Genomic DNA, 17,323 nt, shown 5'->3' on the forward strand with positions numbered 1-17,323 from the left:
TAGCGCGCCCATTGAGAAAGCCCGACAAAAACAAAACATTCGAGAACCGGGGGTACCCGGCAGGCTCAAGAGATGCGAAGCATCTCAGAAAGTTTTTCTGGTTCTCTTTGTTCACAAAGAGAACAGTACCCTCCCGAACACGTACAATAAAAAACAGAGACAATATGTTCCGATTCGCACAACCCGATTACCTATGGTTCCTGCTGTTCATACCACTGGTCATCGCAGTCTACCTCCTCTACCGCCGCGGCCAGAAGCGGCGGATCGCCCGCTTCGGCGATCCGGCCGTTATCGCCCGGCTCATGCCCGAAGCCTCGCCGAAAAGAGTGAGAAACAAATTCATCCTGGTCACCCTTGCCCTGACCCTGATGATACTCGCCCTCGGTCAGCCCCAGTTCGGCGCCCGGCTCCACGAAGTGACCCGCAAAGGCGTCGAGATCATGCTCGCCGTGGACGTCTCCAACAGCATGCTCGCCGAAGACTTCGCCCCCAGCCGGTTGGAACGCACCAAAAACGCCGTGAACCGGCTGATCGAACAACTCGACAAAGACCGCGTCGGGATGGTCGTTTTCGCAGGAGACGCCTATATTCAGCTGCCCATCACCTCGGACTATATCTCCGCCAAAAGTTTTGTAAGCGGCTTGAACCCCAATATGGTGCCCGTGCAAGGAACATCCGTAGCGCGCGCCATCGAAGTCGCCGTCCGGTCATTCTCCGAGCAAAGCCACCAGAGCCGTGCGATCATCCTCGTCACCGACGGAGAGAGCCATGACGACGACCCCCTTGCCGCGGCACAACTGGCCAAAGAGGCCGGAGTGGTGATCTACACCGTCGGGATTGGTACCCCGGAAGGCGCACCGATCACCATCGGCGGAGAGACCATCAAAGACGAGAACGGGCAAATGGTCGTCTCCAAGCTCGACGAACAGACCCTCCAGCAGATCGCCGTGCTTACGGGCGGGAGCTACGTGCGCGCCTCCGAACGGAGCGTGGGGTTGGACGAAATCCTCCGGCAGATCGACCGGATGGAGAAAAAAGAGTTCTCGTCGATGGCCTTCGCCGAATACAACGACCAGTTCCACTACCTGTTAGCGGCAGCCCTGGCGATCCTGCTGATCGGATTTGTGATGCTCGACCGCAAAAACAGACTGCTGGCCCGGATTTCGGTGTTCAAATCTTGATATTCGGGACTTCTTTTGGCACAAGGCCAACCGGGCAAACACAACCTTGACCGATAGAGGAAAGGCATACCCGGCCGGCAAACCGGAAAAACAAGCGCGGCGGTATCTTTCCTTTCGGAAGATACCGCCGCAAATTGTATGCCTCCCGCCGCTTACAACGGCTGCCGGTTGCGCAAGGCATGGGTGATAGTCAGCTCATCGGCATACTCCAGCTCGTCGCCGAAGCCGATGCCGCGCGAGATCACGGAAACGGTCACCCCCAGCGGCTTCAGTTTCTTGGTGAGGTAATACGAAGTCGTCTCCCCCTCGATCGTCGTCCCGAGCGCGAGGATCACCTCTTTCACCCCTAACCGCCGGATATTGTCCGTCAGCAGATCGACGTGCAGATCCGACGGCGAGATGCCCTGGATCGGCGAAATCACCCCCCCCAGCACGTGGTACAGCCCGTTGTACTGCCGGGTGTTTTCAATGGAGATCAAGTCTCCGACCTGCTCCACCACGCAGATCGTCGTCCGGTCCCGCTTGGGGTCGGAACAGACAGGGCACAGCTCCTCGTCCGAAAGGTTGCGGCACTGCCGGCACCAGCGGATGTCGCGCCGGAACTGATAGATGGCCCCGGCGAACAGATCCACGTCCTCCACATCCTGCTTCAGCAGGTGCAGCGCCAGCCTCAGAGCCGTCCGCCGCCCCACGCCGGGCAGTTTGGAAAACTCCTCGACCACGTTTTCCAGCAATTTCGACACTACTCCCCACCTCCGTTCTTTACGACTGCCTCGATCGCATTGGAAGCGATCCACCCTTTGTTTCCGTCCGAGAGGACGATCTCGGTCCAGCCGTCGAGCGTTCCGAGCATCCGCACCTGGGTTCCTTCGTGGAGCACGAAAATATCCTTGCTGCCGCTTCCCGGCGAGCTTTTGACCGGCGCCACGAGGTTGAGCACCACCGCCTCGCGGTTATGCAGCAGCCGCCCGCGCTGGAAATGGGCGTAAAACGTACAAGCCAGACATAAGACGAGCGACACGATGCCGCCGTAGAATCCCGTTTTGCGCAGAGCTAAGGTATGGGCCAGGAGCCACAGGATCACGGCTGCGAAAGTCGCCCCTAAGAAAATCAGCCCCAGCACCGCCCAAGTGTCCGAGCTCAGCGTCAGGCCGAGGTCGCGCAGCCAGGTTTTGAGGAAAAACTCGGGCACAGCGTCGATTTTGTCCACGATCCGGGCCTGGGCCATCGCCAAGTTGTACTGCGTGTCTTCGTCCGTCGGGTCGAGCAGCAGGGCGCGGTTGTAGTTGAGAATCGCCTTCCCCATCCGCCCCTGCTTGAACCAGCTGTTGCCGAGGTTGTAGTACAGTTTGCCGCTGTGCACCCCGCGTGCCAGCAAAGCCTCGTAGAGTTCTGCGGCCGCGCGGTAGCCGCCGTTGCTGTATGCGGCATTGGCCCGCGCCCACAACGTGTCGGCCGGAATATCGTCTAAGCTGGCCACGGCTGGCAGTTTGGCGGTGAGCACCGCGCTGGTGTCGGTCGCAGCCGCGGCTGTAGTGTCGCCCGCCGGGACATCGGGAGCCGCAGCAGCCCGTGCTGTCCCTGCAAAGAAGGAGAAAAGGCACCAAACAAAGATCGCCACCCCGAGATTCCGGCAGCCGCCCCCGACAAAAATCCCGTGCAAGCCGGCCGCCTTTTCACCGCAGAGGCCGGCGGCTCTGCGAACCGCCCGGTTCCTATTCCCTATAGGCATCGTCTTCATAACCATATCATATCTTGTTTTCAAAGCGCCCGATCTGGTCGAGGGCGGCCTGGTAAGCCTTGTCCATCTGCACGCCGGACGACGGAGTATATTGCGCGAACTCGCACTCGGAGATCAACCCCAGAAACTCCCGGGCCTGCTCCTCCGGAATGCCCCGCTCGCCGGTCAGCACCTGCTGCACCCGCTCTTTGGTCAGGTCGGCCACGTCGATGGCCAGCTTGTCCCCCATATATCCCCACAGGGCGCGCAGCATCTCCTCGAAGAAAGCACTCTCCTTTCCCGCGTTCATGTACGTTTTGGCACGTTTCAAGCGTCTGAGAGCCACCTTGTTGGCCTTTTTCGTCCGCACGCGTACGATGTCAGCCCGCTCGCGGATGCTCTTTCGCAGGTAGAACAGCAGCCCGCCGAACGCCGCCGCCAAGAGAACCGCCACGGCAAACCAACTCCACGACCACAGGAACGCCCTTCCCCGCCGCATCAGCTCCGGATCGCCCGTCCGGATGAAGCGGATGTCGGAGCCCAGCATCTTCAGGTCTTCCTTCGTCACGCCGGAAACCATCCCCAGTCCGGAAGTCCCGCCTCCCTCGTCGCGCAGAATCTCGATCGGGAACTCCGGCGTGTTCAAGGTATGGTATTGCCCGGTCGAAGGATCGAAATAGGAGAACTGCACTCCCGGAATCACATAATCCCCCTCGGCGCGCGCAATAAACGGAAATTCGTAACTCTTCTCGCCGGTGGTTCCGCGGGCGGTGCTGGCCAGTTTTTCCGAGGTTTTCGTGTCGAACTGCTCGAAAGCGGCAGGCAGAGCGATCTGCGGCGCTTCGACTAACGGGAAGTTCCCGGTGCCGCTCAGCTTCAGCGTCACGGCCCCCGCGGAATTGGCGGCGAAGCGGTCGCCGGAGACCATCCCGGTCAGGTCGAACTGCCCCACCGCCCCCGTAAACCCGGCAGGCTGCGGCTGCGGCAGCTCCCGCACCCGGATCTTCACCGCCGGCGACGCGAGTTTGGCGGACACGTTCCTGACCTGCGGCGCACCGCCGAAGAAAAGATCGTAAGGCGACCCGGTGGAAGGGGTTTGGGTCACGAGCTGGGCGATTGCCGTAAATTGCGCCTGCTCGATTTCGAGGGTGCCGCTACGCTGGGGATAGAGCAGCCACTGTCTCAATATCTGGCTGTGGTACACCTTCCCGCCGATGGTGGCGCGGCTGTCGCCCTGTCCGGAGACGTCCATCTCCTGGGCCCAGAATCCGTTCAAGGCCGGATATTTGATGTTCTCGAATCCGGCGATGTTGACCTGGGTGTATATCTTGAGGCTGGCGACGATGGGCTCTCCTTTGTAAGCCTCCGTTTTGTTCACTTCCATGCGCAGCAGGATGTCGCCGGCCGCCAGCGCGGATTTGTCGAGAGTCTCGGCGCCCGGCTGCTGCGACGATCCGCCGCCCTGCCCCTGAGGAACATGGCCCGAGACGCATTCGATCACCGTGGCCTTCGTGCTGTAGGTTTTGCCGCCGAAGACCAAGGTCGCAGGCGGAACGGTAATCTTCCCCGCCCCTCCCGCCTGCACCCAGTAGGTGAAGGTGAGGGTGTGCCGGTTTTCGACCTTGCCGTTCACGCTGCTCATAAACACGCCGACGGATTTGACCGGCCCCGAGAGTACGCTCAGACCGGCCGGCATATCGGGTGCGCCGAACTGTGCGCTGCCGATGTCGTCTGCGGAAGAAGCGGTGTATTCGATGCGGAATTGCTGCCCTTCGGCCACGCGCAGCGGGGCGTTGACCTCAAACTCCGCATTTCCCTGGGCGGAGGCGTCCTCTCTGCCGCAGACGAGCAGGAGGGCGGCGAAGGCCGCCAGCAGGCGTAAATATTTATTGATCTTCTGCATCTTCATCCAGATTCTTTTGCGTGTATTCTTGTTTCTTCCGGGGCGATGTCGGCAGGCCGCGGGAACTTTCCCGATCCCTCCCGTATCATCAGGCTGCGGAAATTCTCCGATCCCTCCCGTATCATCAGGCTGCGGAAATTCTCCGATCCCGTACTGTATCATCTCAGGCCGTGAAAATCCCCCGATCCCGTGCTGTATCATCTCAGGCCGTGAAAATCCCCGATCCCGTACTGTATCATCTCAGGCCGTGAAAATCCCCGATCCCGTACTGTATCATCTCAGGCCGCGAAAATTCTCCGATTCCGTCCCCGTATCATCTCAGGCCGTGAAAATCCCCGATCCCGTACTGTCTCGTCTCGTCTCCGGCCGCAGGAAATGCCTGGATTCCGTATCGGCAGGCCGCGAAAATTCCCCGATCCCGTGCTGTCTCGTCTCGTCTCCGGCCGCAGGAATGCTCGGATTCCGTATCGGCAGGCTGCGGAAATAATTTCCCCGCATCCCGTATCGGCACAAGCCCCCGTTTTTGTTACCGCGCCGCTTCGATCCAGCTCCGCACCTCGTCCGCCGTCGGGTTCTTGAGCCCTAACTTGTTCTTCTTGTTGAACCCGCACAGATCGCCCCAGAACTTATTCGGCGCCAGCCCCGACAGCGAAGCCGCCGTCACATAGCCCATCTTCTGCACCACTGCCACCCACTCCGCTGGCACCCCGAGAGCGGTGTACGACTCGACAGGATCCGCCGCCGCCTTACGTTCCGGCCTCATCTGCGGGAAGAAAAGCACGTCCTGGATCGTCGGTTGGTTCGTCATGAACATCGTCAGGCGGTCGATCCCGATCCCCATCCCCGAACAGGTCGGCATCCCGTATTCCAGCGCCCGCACGAAGTCCATGTCGATGAACATCGCCTCGTCGTCCCCTTTTTCGGAGAGTTTCAGCTGTTCCTGGAACCGCGCCAGCTGATCCACCGGATCGTTCAGCTCCGAATAGGCGTTGCAGAGCTCTTTCCCGTTGACGAACAGCTCGAAACGCTCCGTCAGCTCCGGGTTGTCCCTGTGCCGCTTGCACAGCGGCGACATCTCGATCGGATAGTCCGTAACGAAGGTCGGCTGGATCAAGTCCGCCTCGCATTTCTCGCCGAAAATGGCGTCGATCAGCTTGCCTTTGCCCATCGTGTCGTCCACTTCGATGTGCATCGCCTGGCAAGCCGCCCGCAATTCCTCTTCCGTCTTTCCCGTAATGTCGAATCCGGTCTTTTCACGAATGGCGTCGGTCATCGACAGCCGCCGGAACGGCGCCCGGAAGCTGATTTCCCGCTCTCCGATCCGGACGGTCGTATCTCCGTCGTGCAATGCCCGCGCCACGGTTTCGAGCATCTGTTCCGTAAAGCCCATCATCCACCGGTAGTCCTTGTAGGCTACGTATATTTCCATGCAGGTAAACTCCGGATTGTGCGTCCGGTCCATCCCTTCGTTCCGGAAGTTCTTGCCGAATTCGTATACCCCCTCGAACCCGCCCACGATGAGTTTCTTGAGGTAGAGTTCCGTGGCGATGCGCAGGTAGAGCGGTATGTCGAGCGTGTTGTGGTGGGTGACGAACGGCCGCGCCGCCGCCCCGCCGGGAATAGGCTGCAACACCGGGGTCTCGACTTCCACGTATCCCCGTTCGTCGAAGAACCGTCGCATGGTGGCGATGATTTTCGACCGTTTGAGGAATATGTCTTTGACTTGCGGATTGACGATCAGGTCTACGTACCGCTGCCGGTATCGTTGTTCCGGGTCGCTGAAGGCGTCGAATACCTGCCCGTCTTTCTCCTTGACGATCGGCAGCGGCCGGAGCGATTTGCTCAACACGGTCAGCTCCCGGCAGTGAACGGATAGTTCACCCATGTGCGTAACGAATGCGAATCCTTTGACGCCCACGATGTCTCCGATGTCGAGCAGTTTCTTGAAGACGACGTTATACAGGGTCGGATCTCCTTCCGGACAGATGTCGTCGCGCCGGATATAAACCTGGATCCGCCCGGTATGATCCTGAAGCTCGAAAAATGCGGCGCTCCCCATAATCCGTCTGCTCATAATGCGTCCGGCGATGGTCACGTCTTGAAAGTTGGGGGTGTCCGGCGTATACCCCGCCCGTATCTCGGCTGCGGTGGCGGTGACCGGATATTCGGCGGCCGGATAAGGTTCGATGCCTATCTCGCGCAGCTTGTTCATCGATTCGCGGCGCAGGATTTCCTGCTCGCTGAGTTCCGTGATTTCCATATTTCTAATAGTGTATCTTGTTTATTCCGGGCGGAGTGCGGTGTCTCCTGGCATTCCAGCCCGGTCGGAGTGTCCGGCGCACCTTTCGCAATCGGTGGTTTCGGCTTGCCTGCTCTGCGGGACTATTTTTTCATGCTGATGCTGCCGTTTCGGCCCGGAGCCTGCGCGGGCAAGACCTTCAGGTTGCAGCCCTGCGCCGGGGGAGGCTCCGGGCTGTCCGCTCCGCGGAATCCTGTTTTTATCCGTATGTTCCCCCGTTCATACCGCTCGGCACACGATCCGCAGCCGTTGGCTGTTTTATTGGCTGCCTCTACCCCAAAGCCCCGCTGGCTCCGGCCACGGGAGCCCAAGTATATTAACCTGTACGCTTTTTAAAGAAAGCCGTTACGGGAAGCAACCACCCGTCAGGCGAAACGGGCGTAACGAAGCTAAAGAAAAGCAGCACCGTAAGCCCGAACGAGAATCACCGGACGACTAATCCTCCTTTTTAACAATATCGCGGAGCGGGACAGCCTGGAACGCCATCTGCGCCACACTGCTCTCATAGAGAATCCCCACCGTCTCCGGGTCGATCATCGTCAGGCACGAATAACCCCAGCCCGGTTCCTCGTCCAGCAGCAGCTCGTTTTCCGGCAGCCACGTCAGCCCGTTGTCCAAGCTCGCCTTGATCGTAATCCGCGCCCGTGTTTTCGTCGTGTCCGGGTTCGAGAACAGCAGAATATCCTTACCCAATACATTCCCCGCCGCAGGCACCTTAATCAAGCTCGCCATGCAGACCGGCTCCGGCAAAGCCTTCCGCGACGTCGGATGTTCCTCCCACGTGCGCCCCATGTCGCGCGTCACGCAAATCGCCCGGCTGTCCCCGCCGTTCCGCCGCATGTTCAGCATCAGCACCCCCGGCTCCAACTCCACCACCTGAGCCTCCGTCGTATTGCGGAACGCCGGCGCACCGATCGTCCACGTACGGCCATTGTCCCGGCTCCACACAACCGAAGCGAAAGGCATGTGCGTCGAATCCGTCCACTGGATCGGGAAGACCAGCGTGCTGTCCTGCATCACGATGCCGCGCCCCGGCCCTTGCAGAATCAAATGCCACGACGGATCCTTGATCTGCGCCGTAATGTTCTCCGGTTGCGACCAAGTCCGCCCGTCATTGTCGCTGTGCACCAGAAGCACCTGCCCCGTCTGTTCTTCCGGTGTCATCGCATTGTTGCGCGAAGTCCACCAGCCGCGGCCCCCGCCGAAACCGTGGTTCCACAGCGCCATCACCCACACCCGGCCGCGCAGGTGATCCACCAGAATCGACGGGTCGCCCACCCCGTTTTGCGAATGCGGCAGCGAACCGTACGAAGTCATATCCATAATCCTGCGCATCGGCTCCCACGTCCGTCCCCCGTCCGTACTGCGGCTCAGCCCCACCTGCACATCTTCCTGCAGGTCGATATTGTTTTGGTTGCGCACGTCGTACACCCCCAAGAGCGTCCCCGCCGGCGTGGTCGCCAGCCCCGGGATGCGGTAGGAATGCACCCCGTCGTCTCCCGCCGTGCGCACCGACACCGCCGCACGATGCCCGTCCGCCTTATGATTGTGGTCGAGTTGCGCGAAACGGCCTCCGTCGAACGCCACTTTCGTCACCCTCGGCGTGAATTTGAAAGTCAGCGGCGTGTTGTCCGCCACCGACAGGCTAATATAGAAATAGTTGGCCCACGGAAAAAGCCTCTGGTCGAAATTCAGCGTCACCGACCGCTTCCGTTTTGCCGCCACCTTCGTGTCCTGCGCCAGCAGAACCGCATACGCCGGATGATCGAAGACCCGCTGTCCCCCGCCGTACTCCGTCATGCCGTGCGCCAAGCCCGACGAAGCCGTCCGCGAGCCCAGCATCGAAGTCGTGCCGGTGTAGAAAATCCGCACCGCTTCGATATAAGGCAGGTCTTGCTGCGGGAAGTCGACCGTCACGGAGGTCATCCGCTCCCCGTCCCGGGTCGGCGTCACGCGCAGGTCGAAAAGAATGTTGTTGGGCCGCCCCACGACCACCGGAATCGTCGGTTCGTGAACGAAAACGGTCTGTGCGGAAGCCGCCGTGCCGAAAGTCATCGCCGTGCCGGCGAGAAAGGTAAAGAGTATTGTTTTCATAAATCGCATGTTATTCATTGACATCGAACTCGAACATTCCCTGTCCGCGCAGCACTTCGAGGTAAGCCCGCGAAAAGTGCAGGTTATCCCCCTTCGTATACCGGCGTTCCGTAAAAATCCGCGCTAAGTTGGGCAAATCATTCTCTCGCAGCAATTGCGCCGTCTCCTCCGAAGCCTCCCGTGCCGCCCACATTTCGTCGATTCGCTCCGGCGTGTAGTCCCGGTAGGTGTCCTTATGCACCACTGCTTCCAACGGCAGCCGATCCGTCAGCCCCGGCAGCGGCTCCGCCGAATAGCCCACGGCCACTGTCGCCACCGGCACCACCCCCTCGGGCAGCCGCAAAATCCGCACAATGTCCCCCGCATTATACGTAGTCGTTCCCAAATAGCAAATTCCCAGCCCGTTCGCCTCCGCCTCCAGCGAAAAGTTCTGCGAGGCCAGCAAGGCGTCGATCGCCGCATTCATGAACCATTGCAGATTGTCGTACCCCGGTTCCGCCCCCCGCTGCCGGCACCACAGCGAAAAACGGTGCACATCGGCGCAGAACGTGACCAGCGCTCCCGCCGACACTGCCGCCGGCTGGTTGAAGTGGCAAGGCCCCAACGCGTCGAAAACCGGAGAGCCTGCCGAAGCGACCACGATGCTGTACAGCTGCATGTTCCCCACCGTCGAAGCCCGCGCGGCGGCAGCCAGCAGTTCGGTCATCAGGGAGTCGGGAATGGGGCGCCCCGGCTCGAAATTCCGCACGGAGCGGTGGCGTTCAATCGTGGGTATCATGAAAACAAAAGTAAGAATTTATATCGAAGCGAACAGGGGCTGCACATCAGCGCCAAGACAAATATAGTTTATATTTGCGATGATGAAAAGAATAAATTTTGCGAAATACCAGGGCGCAGGCAACGATTTCGTGCTGATCGACGCTCGCACGGACGATCCCCGGCTCAGCGGGGAGCAGATCCGTTTCCTCTGCGACCGGCGTTTCGGTATCGGGGCCGACGGACTGATGACCCTCGAATGCGACCCGGCGGGAACCGATTTCTATATGCGCTACTATAATTCCGACGGCGGCGAGTCGACCATGTGCGGCAACGGAGGCCGGTGCATCGCCCGCTTCGCCGACCATTTAGGGATCGGAGGCCGCATCAAGCGGTTCAACAGCAGCGACGGACTGCACGAAGCCGAATTGCTCGGCGACGGGCGGGTCCGTCTGCGGATGATCGACGTGGCGGAGGTCGAGCCGCTGGCCGGCGGCCGGTCGTGGTTCGTCTTCACGGGATCGCCGCACTATGTGGAATGGGCGGACGATGTGATGTCGGTCGATGTGGCCGGGCGGGGGGGGAAAATACGCCGGAGACCGGAATATGCGGCCCGGGGCGGCACGAATGTCGATTTCGTGCAGGTCTCGGGGCCGGGACAGCTCCGCGTGCGGACTTTCGAGCGGGGGGTGGAGGCTGAGACGCTGGCCTGCGGAACCGGTGTGACGGCGGCGGCGCTGGTCGTTCACCGGGTGCTGCAGCCGCACTGCTGCGATTTCACGGTCGAGACTTTGGGCGGAACGCTTGGCGTGAAATTTGCCGAAACGGCCGGGGGCGGCTATGCTGACGTGTGGCTCACCGGCCCTGCCGAACGGGTCTTTACCGGCGAAACGACGCTCTGAAGCTCCCCTCGTTCGCCTGCGGCGTACAGGGCCGAAAAATCGGATGTGGAGATTGTTCGCTACCCGTTATGCTCCTGAATGGAAAAAATCGTATAATTGCAACGGATATAAACTTTATTCTCACTATCAGGTTACCTGTATGAAATCGACCAAAGATTTCCGGCCGGCCGGGGGCGACGAAACGCTTCGGAAAGCCACTAAGCTCGATCCGATTCGCAAGAGCGGCAAGGAGCGCCACGCACTGTACAAATCGCTCGGCGACGACGAGGAGGACGATGCCGAACTGCTCTCTCTTCGCAAACGGGAGTCGGCGTTCGACTACATAGACGATGGCGACGAGGACGAAGAGGAGGCGTTGTGACCTTTTTTCTTCCGGTCTGCGGCTTCAGGGTCTGTTCTTTCCGAAACGGAGGCCGGGGCCTCCTTTTCGGGTCGCCCACAGGGGGCGGGTTTCTCAAATACTAAGTTTTGTTCATGGAAAAATTCGTTATGGCCGCAGGCACGCCGGTACGCTATGCCGATGCGGGCAAAGGGACGCAGACGGTCATGCTGCTGCACGGTTATTTAGAGTCGATCGAGGTCTGGGATGATTTCGCGAGCGCGCTGGGCAAAGATTATCGTGTGCTTCGGGTCGATTTGCCGGGCCACGGCTTTTCGGACTGGGGAGACCGGGAGGTGATCGGCATCGATTATATGGCCGATACGGTGGCTGCTGTGCTGGATGTCGCGGGGGTGGAGAAGTGTACTGTCGTGGGGCATTCGATGGGGGGGTATGTGGCTTTGTCGCTGGCGGCGAACCATCCGGAAAAGGTGGAGGGGCTGGTGCTGTTCCACTCTTCGCCGAATGCCGATACGCCGGAGAAGGCGGCTAACCGGCAGCGCGAGATCGATTTAGTGGAGGCGGGCAAAAAGGAGATGCTTGCGCGGGCCAATCCCGGCAAGGGCTTTGCCGAGGCCAACCTGCACCGCTGTGCCGATGCGATCGAGGACCTGACCGAACAGGTGATGATGACGGAAGATGAGGCGATCGTGGCGGTGCTGAAGGGGATGTCGCAGCGACGGGATCGGAATGAGGAGATGCGGAAGCTCGGCGTTCCGCAGCTGATGATCTTCGGACGGAATGATAATTACATTCCGGTGGCGGCGGCGGAGGCGATGGCGATGGCGCAGCCGCAGGCGAAGGTCGAATGGCTCGAATGTTCCGGGCATATGGGGTTTGTCGAACAGCCTGAAGAGTCGCTCCGGATTTTGAAGGATTTTCTGTCGGAGGTGGCCCGAATGAGCAAATAATCATCGGGCCGGATCTTATGGCGATTATATAATACCGCTTTTTTGGGGGGCATTTTTTCGGCTAAAACGGTCGGTATGTCAAAGCATAGGGTCGGGTAATCGTCCCGGCGCATGACAAGGATCTTGGGTTATTTTTGTTTTTGTTAACGGGCCTGTAACGGGTCGGAAACTCTGTTGTTATGAAGAAAAATATACTTTCGTTGGCTGCCGTGACGGCGGCGCTGACGCTGGCTTCGTGCGGGCCGAAACCGGCTGGGGGGCCTCGGACGGTGGACGGTCGGGTGCTGGATGCTTCGATGAATACGATCACGTTGCTGACTTCGGCGGGGGATACGCTGAATATCAGTACGATGAATGCCGATCCGACCGAGGTGCCGGGGGTGCTGGCCGACGATTCGGTGAAGCTGACTTATGCAGATACGGTGGTGAATGGGAACCGGATGATGCTGGCGCGGGCTTTGACGGTGACGGTGCATTCGCCTTACTATTATATTTCGGGGGCCTGGGTCGAACCGAATCCGATCGACTCGACGTCGGTGCAGGGCATACAGCTGAATCCGAACGGGACGGCTTCGTCTATCGGCATGGCCACATTGGTGTTCAAGGGGTGGAATCTGACCGATACCGACACATTGGTATTGACGGGCGAGAGTGTGGGCAATGGGCAGACGATTCCGGTGGCGGACACGCTGACGGTGGACAAGCTGAATGCCGATTCGCTGGTGTTGTCGGACGGGACGGGACGTGTGGTGTGGCGTTTGGCTCGGCGGAAATAGGCGGGGCGGATTTTCGTTTTTGCGACCGCTTTGTCTTCCGTTTCGGACAAAGCGTTTTTTACGTTTCGTCGTGATTTTTTAGGGAGGCGGGACGAAGTGTCGGCGGCTCTTTTCACCGGCGATCTGTCCGAAACCGAGGGTTCCCATGCCGATGAGGATAGGCTGTATATCGCTTTGCAACAGTCTGTTAGGAATTGTCGGTGTACAGTCGTCATGCTGCATGTCCGGCGGTTCCCCGGAGCCGTGCGATTCATTTTTCTACTCAGGCTATTCGCGCTATTGGGTTCGGCCGGACGCCCGGGAAATTTCGGGTAGTTCCAGCCCGACTCGCGTGCCGAGCGGCACCGGGCCTGCGCTGCGAGAACTGCGGCCTGCACGATGACGCGGAAACTTACCTGTTTACTTTTTCGCAGCCTGCGGCCTGACTGGAGGGGAATACGGTCAGCCTATTCGTTCTGTCGGGTTCGGCCTGCGCGCTCCGGGGGTGGCGCCTTCGGCGCCAGCGCGCAAGGCCGGCGATTCTGCGAATCGCAACAACTAATAACCGTACAACAAAGTTATACATGTTCGGGCCGTCTCCAGCCCCATGCACGACCCGTTTTCCCCCGCCGCCTACACCTTCAACTGCGTATGTACGAAAGGCAGATGCAGAAAATAGATGATCCCCACGCTGAAAGCCGAACTGAGCACGATGCGCAAAACAATCACCCCGACACTTCCGGAGAGGTCTTCGAGGATAAAGAACGGGATGTCGAACAGCAGCACCATCGCAGCGACATAACGCAGGAACTTCCCGGCCCCCACCCGCCCGGCAGTAGGTATCCCCCCCTCATAGACGAAATCTTTGCCTAACAGCAGCCCGACCACCGTCGGCCGCACGAATGCAAGCCACGTGGAAACTATGGCATGCAGCCCGGCAATGCCGGACATGAAATCGACAGCGACCCCCGCTCCGAACCCCAGCAACAGCAGCAGCCACCCCGGAATGTCGAGCGGCAACAGGATGAGGAACATGATGTATATGTACGGATTCACCACCCCGCCGAAATTGATGTTGTCGAAAACGAACTCCTGCAAGATCAGCAGCAGGACGAAAGTAGCGGTATATTCGAGGAAACGTATCACGGGCGGCCTCCTTCCTGCCGGGGCCCGATCTCGGAGATTCCGACGGTGCTTTCTATCGCCCGCCGCTCCTCCTGGTCCAGATAGCGCACGGCATACACATGCCTGATCCGGGCCAGATCGGTGAAAAGCCGCACGCGGACTTTATAGAATGTTCCATTGACCATTTCAAAACTCGCGACAGTGCCGATCGGCTGGTCAGGAGGGAATATGTAAGAATAGTTGGTAGTCAAGACAGTATCTCCGACCTGCATGTCGGCATATTTTGGAATCTCGTCTAAGATCACTTCGCGGTGGCTCAAGCCGTCCCAGTAGACAGAGCCGGCGAAGTCGCTTCCCTTGATGCAGCCGCTGGTTCTGAACTCCTCGGTGTTGAGAATCGACACGGCGACGGAGAAATGGTCGGAGCAGTGCACGACGTAACCGACGATCCCGTCATCGGCGACCAAAGCCATCTCAGGCTCGATCCCGTCCAGAGTTCCGCGGTCGATGGTCAGGTAGTTCTGCCGCTTTCCGATGCTGTTCCGGATCACCCGGGCCGGTTGATACTGGTAATATTGCAAGCCGGGCACGCTGTCGAACCGGGCGAAGGCGGTGTCGGCATACAGACGGGGGGCATTCAGCTGACTCCGCAGCCGGGCGATCTCTTCGATCAATCGGTCGTTCTCGGCGCGCAATCCGAAGTAGCCGCTCACATCGGCGATCTTGTCATACACGCCGCTGACCAGTCGGGAAGAGGCTCCGGCGATGCGGGCCTTCTGATAGATGTTGCCGTGCAGGAACACACTGATGGCTATCGCTTCCAAGGCGATGAACAGCAGCGCGTAGTGGATCCGTTTAAAAAATAGCAGTAATTTCAGCATCTGGATCGGTTTTTAACCCGGATCGATTCCCTGACTGGCATTCTGCAGGAGCAAAGTTCTTCATTCGGCTATGGCTATTGGTCTCGCCGCCCTTAAGAGCAAGCCCAATCCCCCGTTTCATGCCCAGGGCCCTTACGCCGTTCCGCCGCCGCTTTCTTCCCCCTCCGGTTTCGGCATCCGGGCCAGCAAAGTGCGCATGCCCGTGGTCTTGTCGCCCATCTTCACGCACACGTCGCTCCCCACCGGTAGAAAGACGTCCACCCGCGAGCCGAATTTGATGAACCCGCATTCGCGTCCCCGCTCCGCCTCCAGCCCGTCGTGCGCATAGCTGACGATCCTCCTGGCCACAAACCCCGCGATCTGTCGGAACAGCACCCGCTGTCCCGCCGCCGTCCTGACCACGGTCGTCGTCCGCTCGTTGTCGGTGGACGACTTCGGGTGCCATGCCACGAGGAATTTCCCCGGATGGTGGCGGAAATACTCCACCCTGCCCGAAACCGGATACCAGTTGATGTGGATGTTCCAGATAGACATGAAGATAGAGACCTGTATCCGTTTTTCCGAGAGGATTTCGTCCTCGTAAACCTCTTCGATCGCCACCACCGTGCCGTCGGCGGGCGCCAGCACGGCATACGGTTCCCCCTCCTCTCCGCCGAAACCGGCCGGCACTTCCCGCACCGGCACCCGGAAGAAGCGGCACACGAAAAGTACTTTCAACAGCACGGCCACCACGATAACCGCACTGAGCCATAACGGAAAGAAACGCACCGCCGCCACCGCCGCTACCACGGCGATGAGCGCACTGGTCGCAATGATTCTGCGTCCTTCCCGGTGTAAATATCTGCGCATCTGGTTGGGTTATGTCGTTCTATCGTTGTCGGTTCCGGCCCGTCCGCGGGCGCCGCCCCATCAAGAAAAAGCTACTCCGGCAGTCCGGTCAGCAGGAAGTATCCCCACGCCGTCGGCACGGCCATCAGCAAAGCGTCGAAGCGGTCGAGCAAGCCCCCGTGTCCCGGAATAATCCCCCCCGAGTCCTTGACCCCGATCGTCCGTTTGAATTTCGATTCGATCAAGTCGCCCGCCGCCGCCGCCAGCCCCACGACCATTCCGAATCCGGCCCACTTCAGCGAGCCGATCACATGATCGTCGTAAGCCGCCGCCCCCCACGTCGCCCGCGCGCCGTCGAACAGCCCTTCCCAATAAAGTCCGTACCACACTAAAGCCGTCCCCACCGCGAAAATCAGCCCCCCGGCAAAGCCCTCCCACGTCTTTTTCGGCGAAATGAGCGGCGCCATCTTGTGCCGCCCCACGGCGCTTCCCACCAAATACGCCCCCGTGTCGGCCATCCACACGACGGTCATCAAAGTCACCGCCAACATCGGGTCGACAAACTGGATCAGCACGAATGCCTGCGCGATATACAAGGTTCCCGCCACATACCTGCCCCCCTTATGATCGGCCACATGTCGCATCAGAAGGCGGTAGTATTCCCACAAGGTCAAGACCCCCACCGCCGACCAAAGGAAGTAGAAAGTCCACCCCGCCCCCCCCGTCGCCGGGTCGTACCAGGCCAAGGTCATCCCCACCATGAGCAGCACGAACACGATGCCGCTCAATGTCCGCACGAACAACGATTTCGCTTTCATTTATTCGTTTTCGGGCCCGATTCCGGGCCGGTTAAATTCCGCGTTCGCTCCCGCCGCATCCGTAGCCGCAGGTTCGTCCGCCGTCTGCCGGGTTTCCTCCACCGCATCCGGCAGCGACGCCACCCGCTCGCCATGCTCCGCACCACCGTCCGGAGTGTCCGGGGCGTCCGGATTCACGGAGTCGAGCGGATTTCTGGCTCCCGCCTGCCGTTTGCCGAAAATCTGCTCCAGGTCTTCCGTAAAGATAACCTCCCGCTCCAACAATAAGGCGGCGAGTTTCTGCAACCCCTCCCGATTTTCGGTCAGTATCCGCTTGGCCAAGGCATAGCACTCTTCGATCAAAGCCTTGACCTCCCGGTCGATGAGTTGCGCGGTCTCCTCGCTGTACGGCTTGCCGAAAGCCATTTCGCTCTGCCCGGTGCTGTCGTAAAAGCTGCGGTTCCCGATCAGATCGCTCATCCCGTAATAGGCCACCATCGCATAAGCCTGCTTGGTCGTCCGCTCCAAGTCGTTCAAAGCCCCCGACGATATTTCGCCGAAAGTCAGCTCTTCCGAAGCCCGCCCCCCCAGCAAAGCGGCCATCTCGTGAATCATCTGCTCGCGCGTGGTGATCTGCCGTTCATCCGGCAGGTACCACGCCGCCCCCAACGCCCGTCCGCGCGGAATGATGGTCACTTTCAGCAGCGGATTGGCCTACTTGAGCATCCAGCTCACCGTGGCATGTCCCGCCTCGTGGAAAGCGATCGTCCGCTTTTCCGCCTCCGTAATGAT

At 59.9% G+C, this 17,323-nt stretch carries 16 protein-coding genes and 1 pseudogene; 5 read left to right on the forward strand and 12 right to left on the reverse strand.

Features of this window, described 5'->3' with window-relative positions; translation table 11 throughout:
* The first annotated feature begins 164 nt into the window (after positions 1–164).
* The gene (locus tag Q0Z93_RS06080) at positions 165–1,181 is read left to right on the forward strand and encodes a VWA domain-containing protein (protein WP_298063763.1); all 1,017 of its coding nucleotides are present in this window, start codon (positions 165–167) and stop codon (positions 1,179–1,181) included.
* A 152-nt stretch (positions 1,182–1,333) separates the two neighbouring features.
* Here Q0Z93_RS06080 and recR read toward each other — a convergent pair whose 3' ends face one another.
* The 7 genes from recR to Q0Z93_RS06115 form a co-directional block, all read right to left on the reverse strand.
* Complete coding sequence (gene recR, locus Q0Z93_RS06085) at positions 1,334–1,924, reverse strand: recombination mediator RecR (protein WP_298063766.1); 591 nt, start codon at positions 1,922–1,924, stop codon at positions 1,334–1,336.
* Positions 1,924–2,928 carry a tetratricopeptide repeat protein gene (locus tag Q0Z93_RS06090; protein WP_298063768.1) on the reverse strand — a complete coding sequence of 335 codons (1,005 nt, stop codon included), beginning with the start codon at positions 2,926–2,928 and terminating at the stop codon, positions 1,924–1,926. Before Q0Z93_RS06090 ends, recR begins: the two co-directional genes overlap by 1 nt.
* Position 2,929: 1 nt before the next feature.
* Entirely contained in the window at positions 2,930–4,804 is a 1,875-nt protein-coding gene (locus Q0Z93_RS06095) for a BatD family protein (protein WP_298063770.1), read from the reverse strand.
* 318 nt (positions 4,805–5,122) lie between these two features.
* Complete coding sequence (locus Q0Z93_RS06100; RefSeq protein ID WP_298063772.1) at positions 5,123–5,302, reverse strand: hypothetical protein; 180 nt, start codon at positions 5,300–5,302, stop codon at positions 5,123–5,125.
* Between the two features lie 28 nt (positions 5,303–5,330).
* Positions 5,331–7,064: a lysine--tRNA ligase gene (lysS, locus tag Q0Z93_RS06105; RefSeq protein ID WP_298063773.1), complete on the reverse strand. Its 1,734-nt coding sequence runs from the start codon at positions 7,062–7,064 to the stop codon at positions 5,331–5,333.
* A gap of 474 nt (positions 7,065–7,538) precedes the next feature.
* Positions 7,539–9,206 carry a sialidase family protein gene (locus Q0Z93_RS06110; RefSeq protein ID WP_298063776.1) on the reverse strand — a complete coding sequence of 556 codons (1,668 nt, stop codon included), beginning with the start codon at positions 9,204–9,206 and terminating at the stop codon, positions 7,539–7,541.
* Between the two features lies 1 nt (position 9,207).
* Positions 9,208–9,975, reverse strand: coding sequence for a nitroreductase family protein (locus Q0Z93_RS06115; RefSeq protein ID WP_298063779.1), 768 nt, complete (start codon positions 9,973–9,975; stop codon positions 9,208–9,210).
* A gap of 82 nt (positions 9,976–10,057) precedes the next feature.
* Between Q0Z93_RS06115 and dapF the strand changes: the two genes are divergently transcribed.
* The 4 genes from dapF to Q0Z93_RS06135 all read left to right on the forward strand — a co-directional run bounded on the left by dapF (position 10,058) and on the right by Q0Z93_RS06135 (position 12,921).
* On the forward strand, positions 10,058–10,855 hold the full coding sequence (gene dapF / locus Q0Z93_RS06120; protein ID WP_298063782.1) for a diaminopimelate epimerase: 798 nt from the start codon (positions 10,058–10,060) through the stop codon (positions 10,853–10,855).
* 139 nt (positions 10,856–10,994) lie between these two features.
* The gene (locus Q0Z93_RS06125) at positions 10,995–11,216 is read left to right on the forward strand and encodes a hypothetical protein (protein WP_298063785.1); all 222 of its coding nucleotides are present in this window, start codon (positions 10,995–10,997) and stop codon (positions 11,214–11,216) included.
* Positions 11,217–11,329: 113 nt separating this feature from the next.
* The gene (locus Q0Z93_RS06130) at positions 11,330–12,145 is read left to right on the forward strand and encodes an alpha/beta hydrolase (RefSeq protein ID WP_298063789.1); all 816 of its coding nucleotides are present in this window, start codon (positions 11,330–11,332) and stop codon (positions 12,143–12,145) included.
* Positions 12,146–12,324: 179 nt separating this feature from the next.
* Complete coding sequence (locus Q0Z93_RS06135; RefSeq protein WP_298063792.1) at positions 12,325–12,921, forward strand: lipocalin family protein; 597 nt, start codon at positions 12,325–12,327, stop codon at positions 12,919–12,921.
* Between the two features lie 612 nt (positions 12,922–13,533).
* On the opposite strand, the gene Q0Z93_RS06140 is transcribed toward Q0Z93_RS06135, so the two are convergent.
* The 5 genes and pseudogenes from Q0Z93_RS06140 to Q0Z93_RS06160 form a co-directional block, all read right to left on the reverse strand.
* Entirely contained in the window at positions 13,534–14,046 is a 513-nt protein-coding gene (locus Q0Z93_RS06140; protein ID WP_298063794.1) for a rod shape-determining protein MreD, read from the reverse strand.
* Entirely contained in the window at positions 14,043–14,906 is an 864-nt protein-coding gene (gene mreC, locus Q0Z93_RS06145) for a rod shape-determining protein MreC (RefSeq protein WP_298063797.1), read from the reverse strand. Before mreC ends, Q0Z93_RS06140 begins: the two co-directional genes overlap by 4 nt.
* Positions 14,907–15,038: 132 nt before the next feature.
* Positions 15,039–15,755: a phosphatidylserine decarboxylase family protein gene (locus tag Q0Z93_RS06150; RefSeq protein ID WP_298063799.1), complete on the reverse strand. Its 717-nt coding sequence runs from the start codon at positions 15,753–15,755 to the stop codon at positions 15,039–15,041.
* 71 nt (positions 15,756–15,826) lie between these two features.
* On the reverse strand, positions 15,827–16,552 hold the full coding sequence (locus tag Q0Z93_RS06155; RefSeq protein WP_298063802.1) for a phosphatidate cytidylyltransferase: 726 nt from the start codon (positions 16,550–16,552) through the stop codon (positions 15,827–15,829).
* Positions 16,553–17,323: pseudogene (locus tag Q0Z93_RS06160) on the reverse strand (peptidase M41); the annotation flags it as partial.

Source organism: uncultured Rikenella sp., assembly GCF_947628055.1.
In the GTDB taxonomy this organism is placed as follows: Bacteria; Bacteroidota; Bacteroidia; order Bacteroidales; family Rikenellaceae; genus Rikenella.

Coding starts and splice junctions, on each gene's coding strand:
- Q0Z93_RS06095 (WP_298063770.1), bottom strand. CDS start 4,804: ATGCAGAAGATCAATAAATATTTACGCCTGCTGGCGGCCTTCGCCGCC.
- mreC (WP_298063797.1), bottom strand. CDS start 14,906: ATGCTGAAATTACTGCTATTTTTTAAACGGATCCACTACGCGCTGCTG.
- Q0Z93_RS06150 (WP_298063799.1), bottom strand. CDS start 15,755: ATGCGCAGATATTTACACCGGGAAGGACGCAGAATCATTGCGACCAGT.
- Q0Z93_RS06155 (WP_298063802.1), bottom strand. CDS start 16,552: ATGAAAGCGAAATCGTTGTTCGTGCGGACATTGAGCGGCATCGTGTTC.
- Q0Z93_RS06130 (WP_298063789.1), top strand. CDS start 11,330: ATGGAAAAATTCGTTATGGCCGCAGGCACGCCGGTACGCTATGCCGAT.
- Q0Z93_RS06080 (WP_298063763.1), top strand. CDS start 165: ATGTTCCGATTCGCACAACCCGATTACCTATGGTTCCTGCTGTTCATA.
- Q0Z93_RS06135 (WP_298063792.1), top strand. CDS start 12,325: ATGAAGAAAAATATACTTTCGTTGGCTGCCGTGACGGCGGCGCTGACG.
- Q0Z93_RS06100 (WP_298063772.1), bottom strand. CDS start 5,302: ATGCGGGGAAATTATTTCCGCAGCCTGCCGATACGGAATCCGAGCATT.
- Q0Z93_RS06125 (WP_298063785.1), top strand. CDS start 10,995: ATGAAATCGACCAAAGATTTCCGGCCGGCCGGGGGCGACGAAACGCTT.
- Q0Z93_RS06090 (WP_298063768.1), bottom strand. CDS start 2,928: ATGGTTATGAAGACGATGCCTATAGGGAATAGGAACCGGGCGGTTCGC.
- Q0Z93_RS06115 (WP_298063779.1), bottom strand. CDS start 9,975: ATGATACCCACGATTGAACGCCACCGCTCCGTGCGGAATTTCGAGCCG.
- Q0Z93_RS06110 (WP_298063776.1), bottom strand. CDS start 9,206: ATGCGATTTATGAAAACAATACTCTTTACCTTTCTCGCCGGCACGGCG.
- lysS (WP_298063773.1), bottom strand. CDS start 7,064: ATGGAAATCACGGAACTCAGCGAGCAGGAAATCCTGCGCCGCGAATCG.
- dapF (WP_298063782.1), top strand. CDS start 10,058: ATGAAAAGAATAAATTTTGCGAAATACCAGGGCGCAGGCAACGATTTC.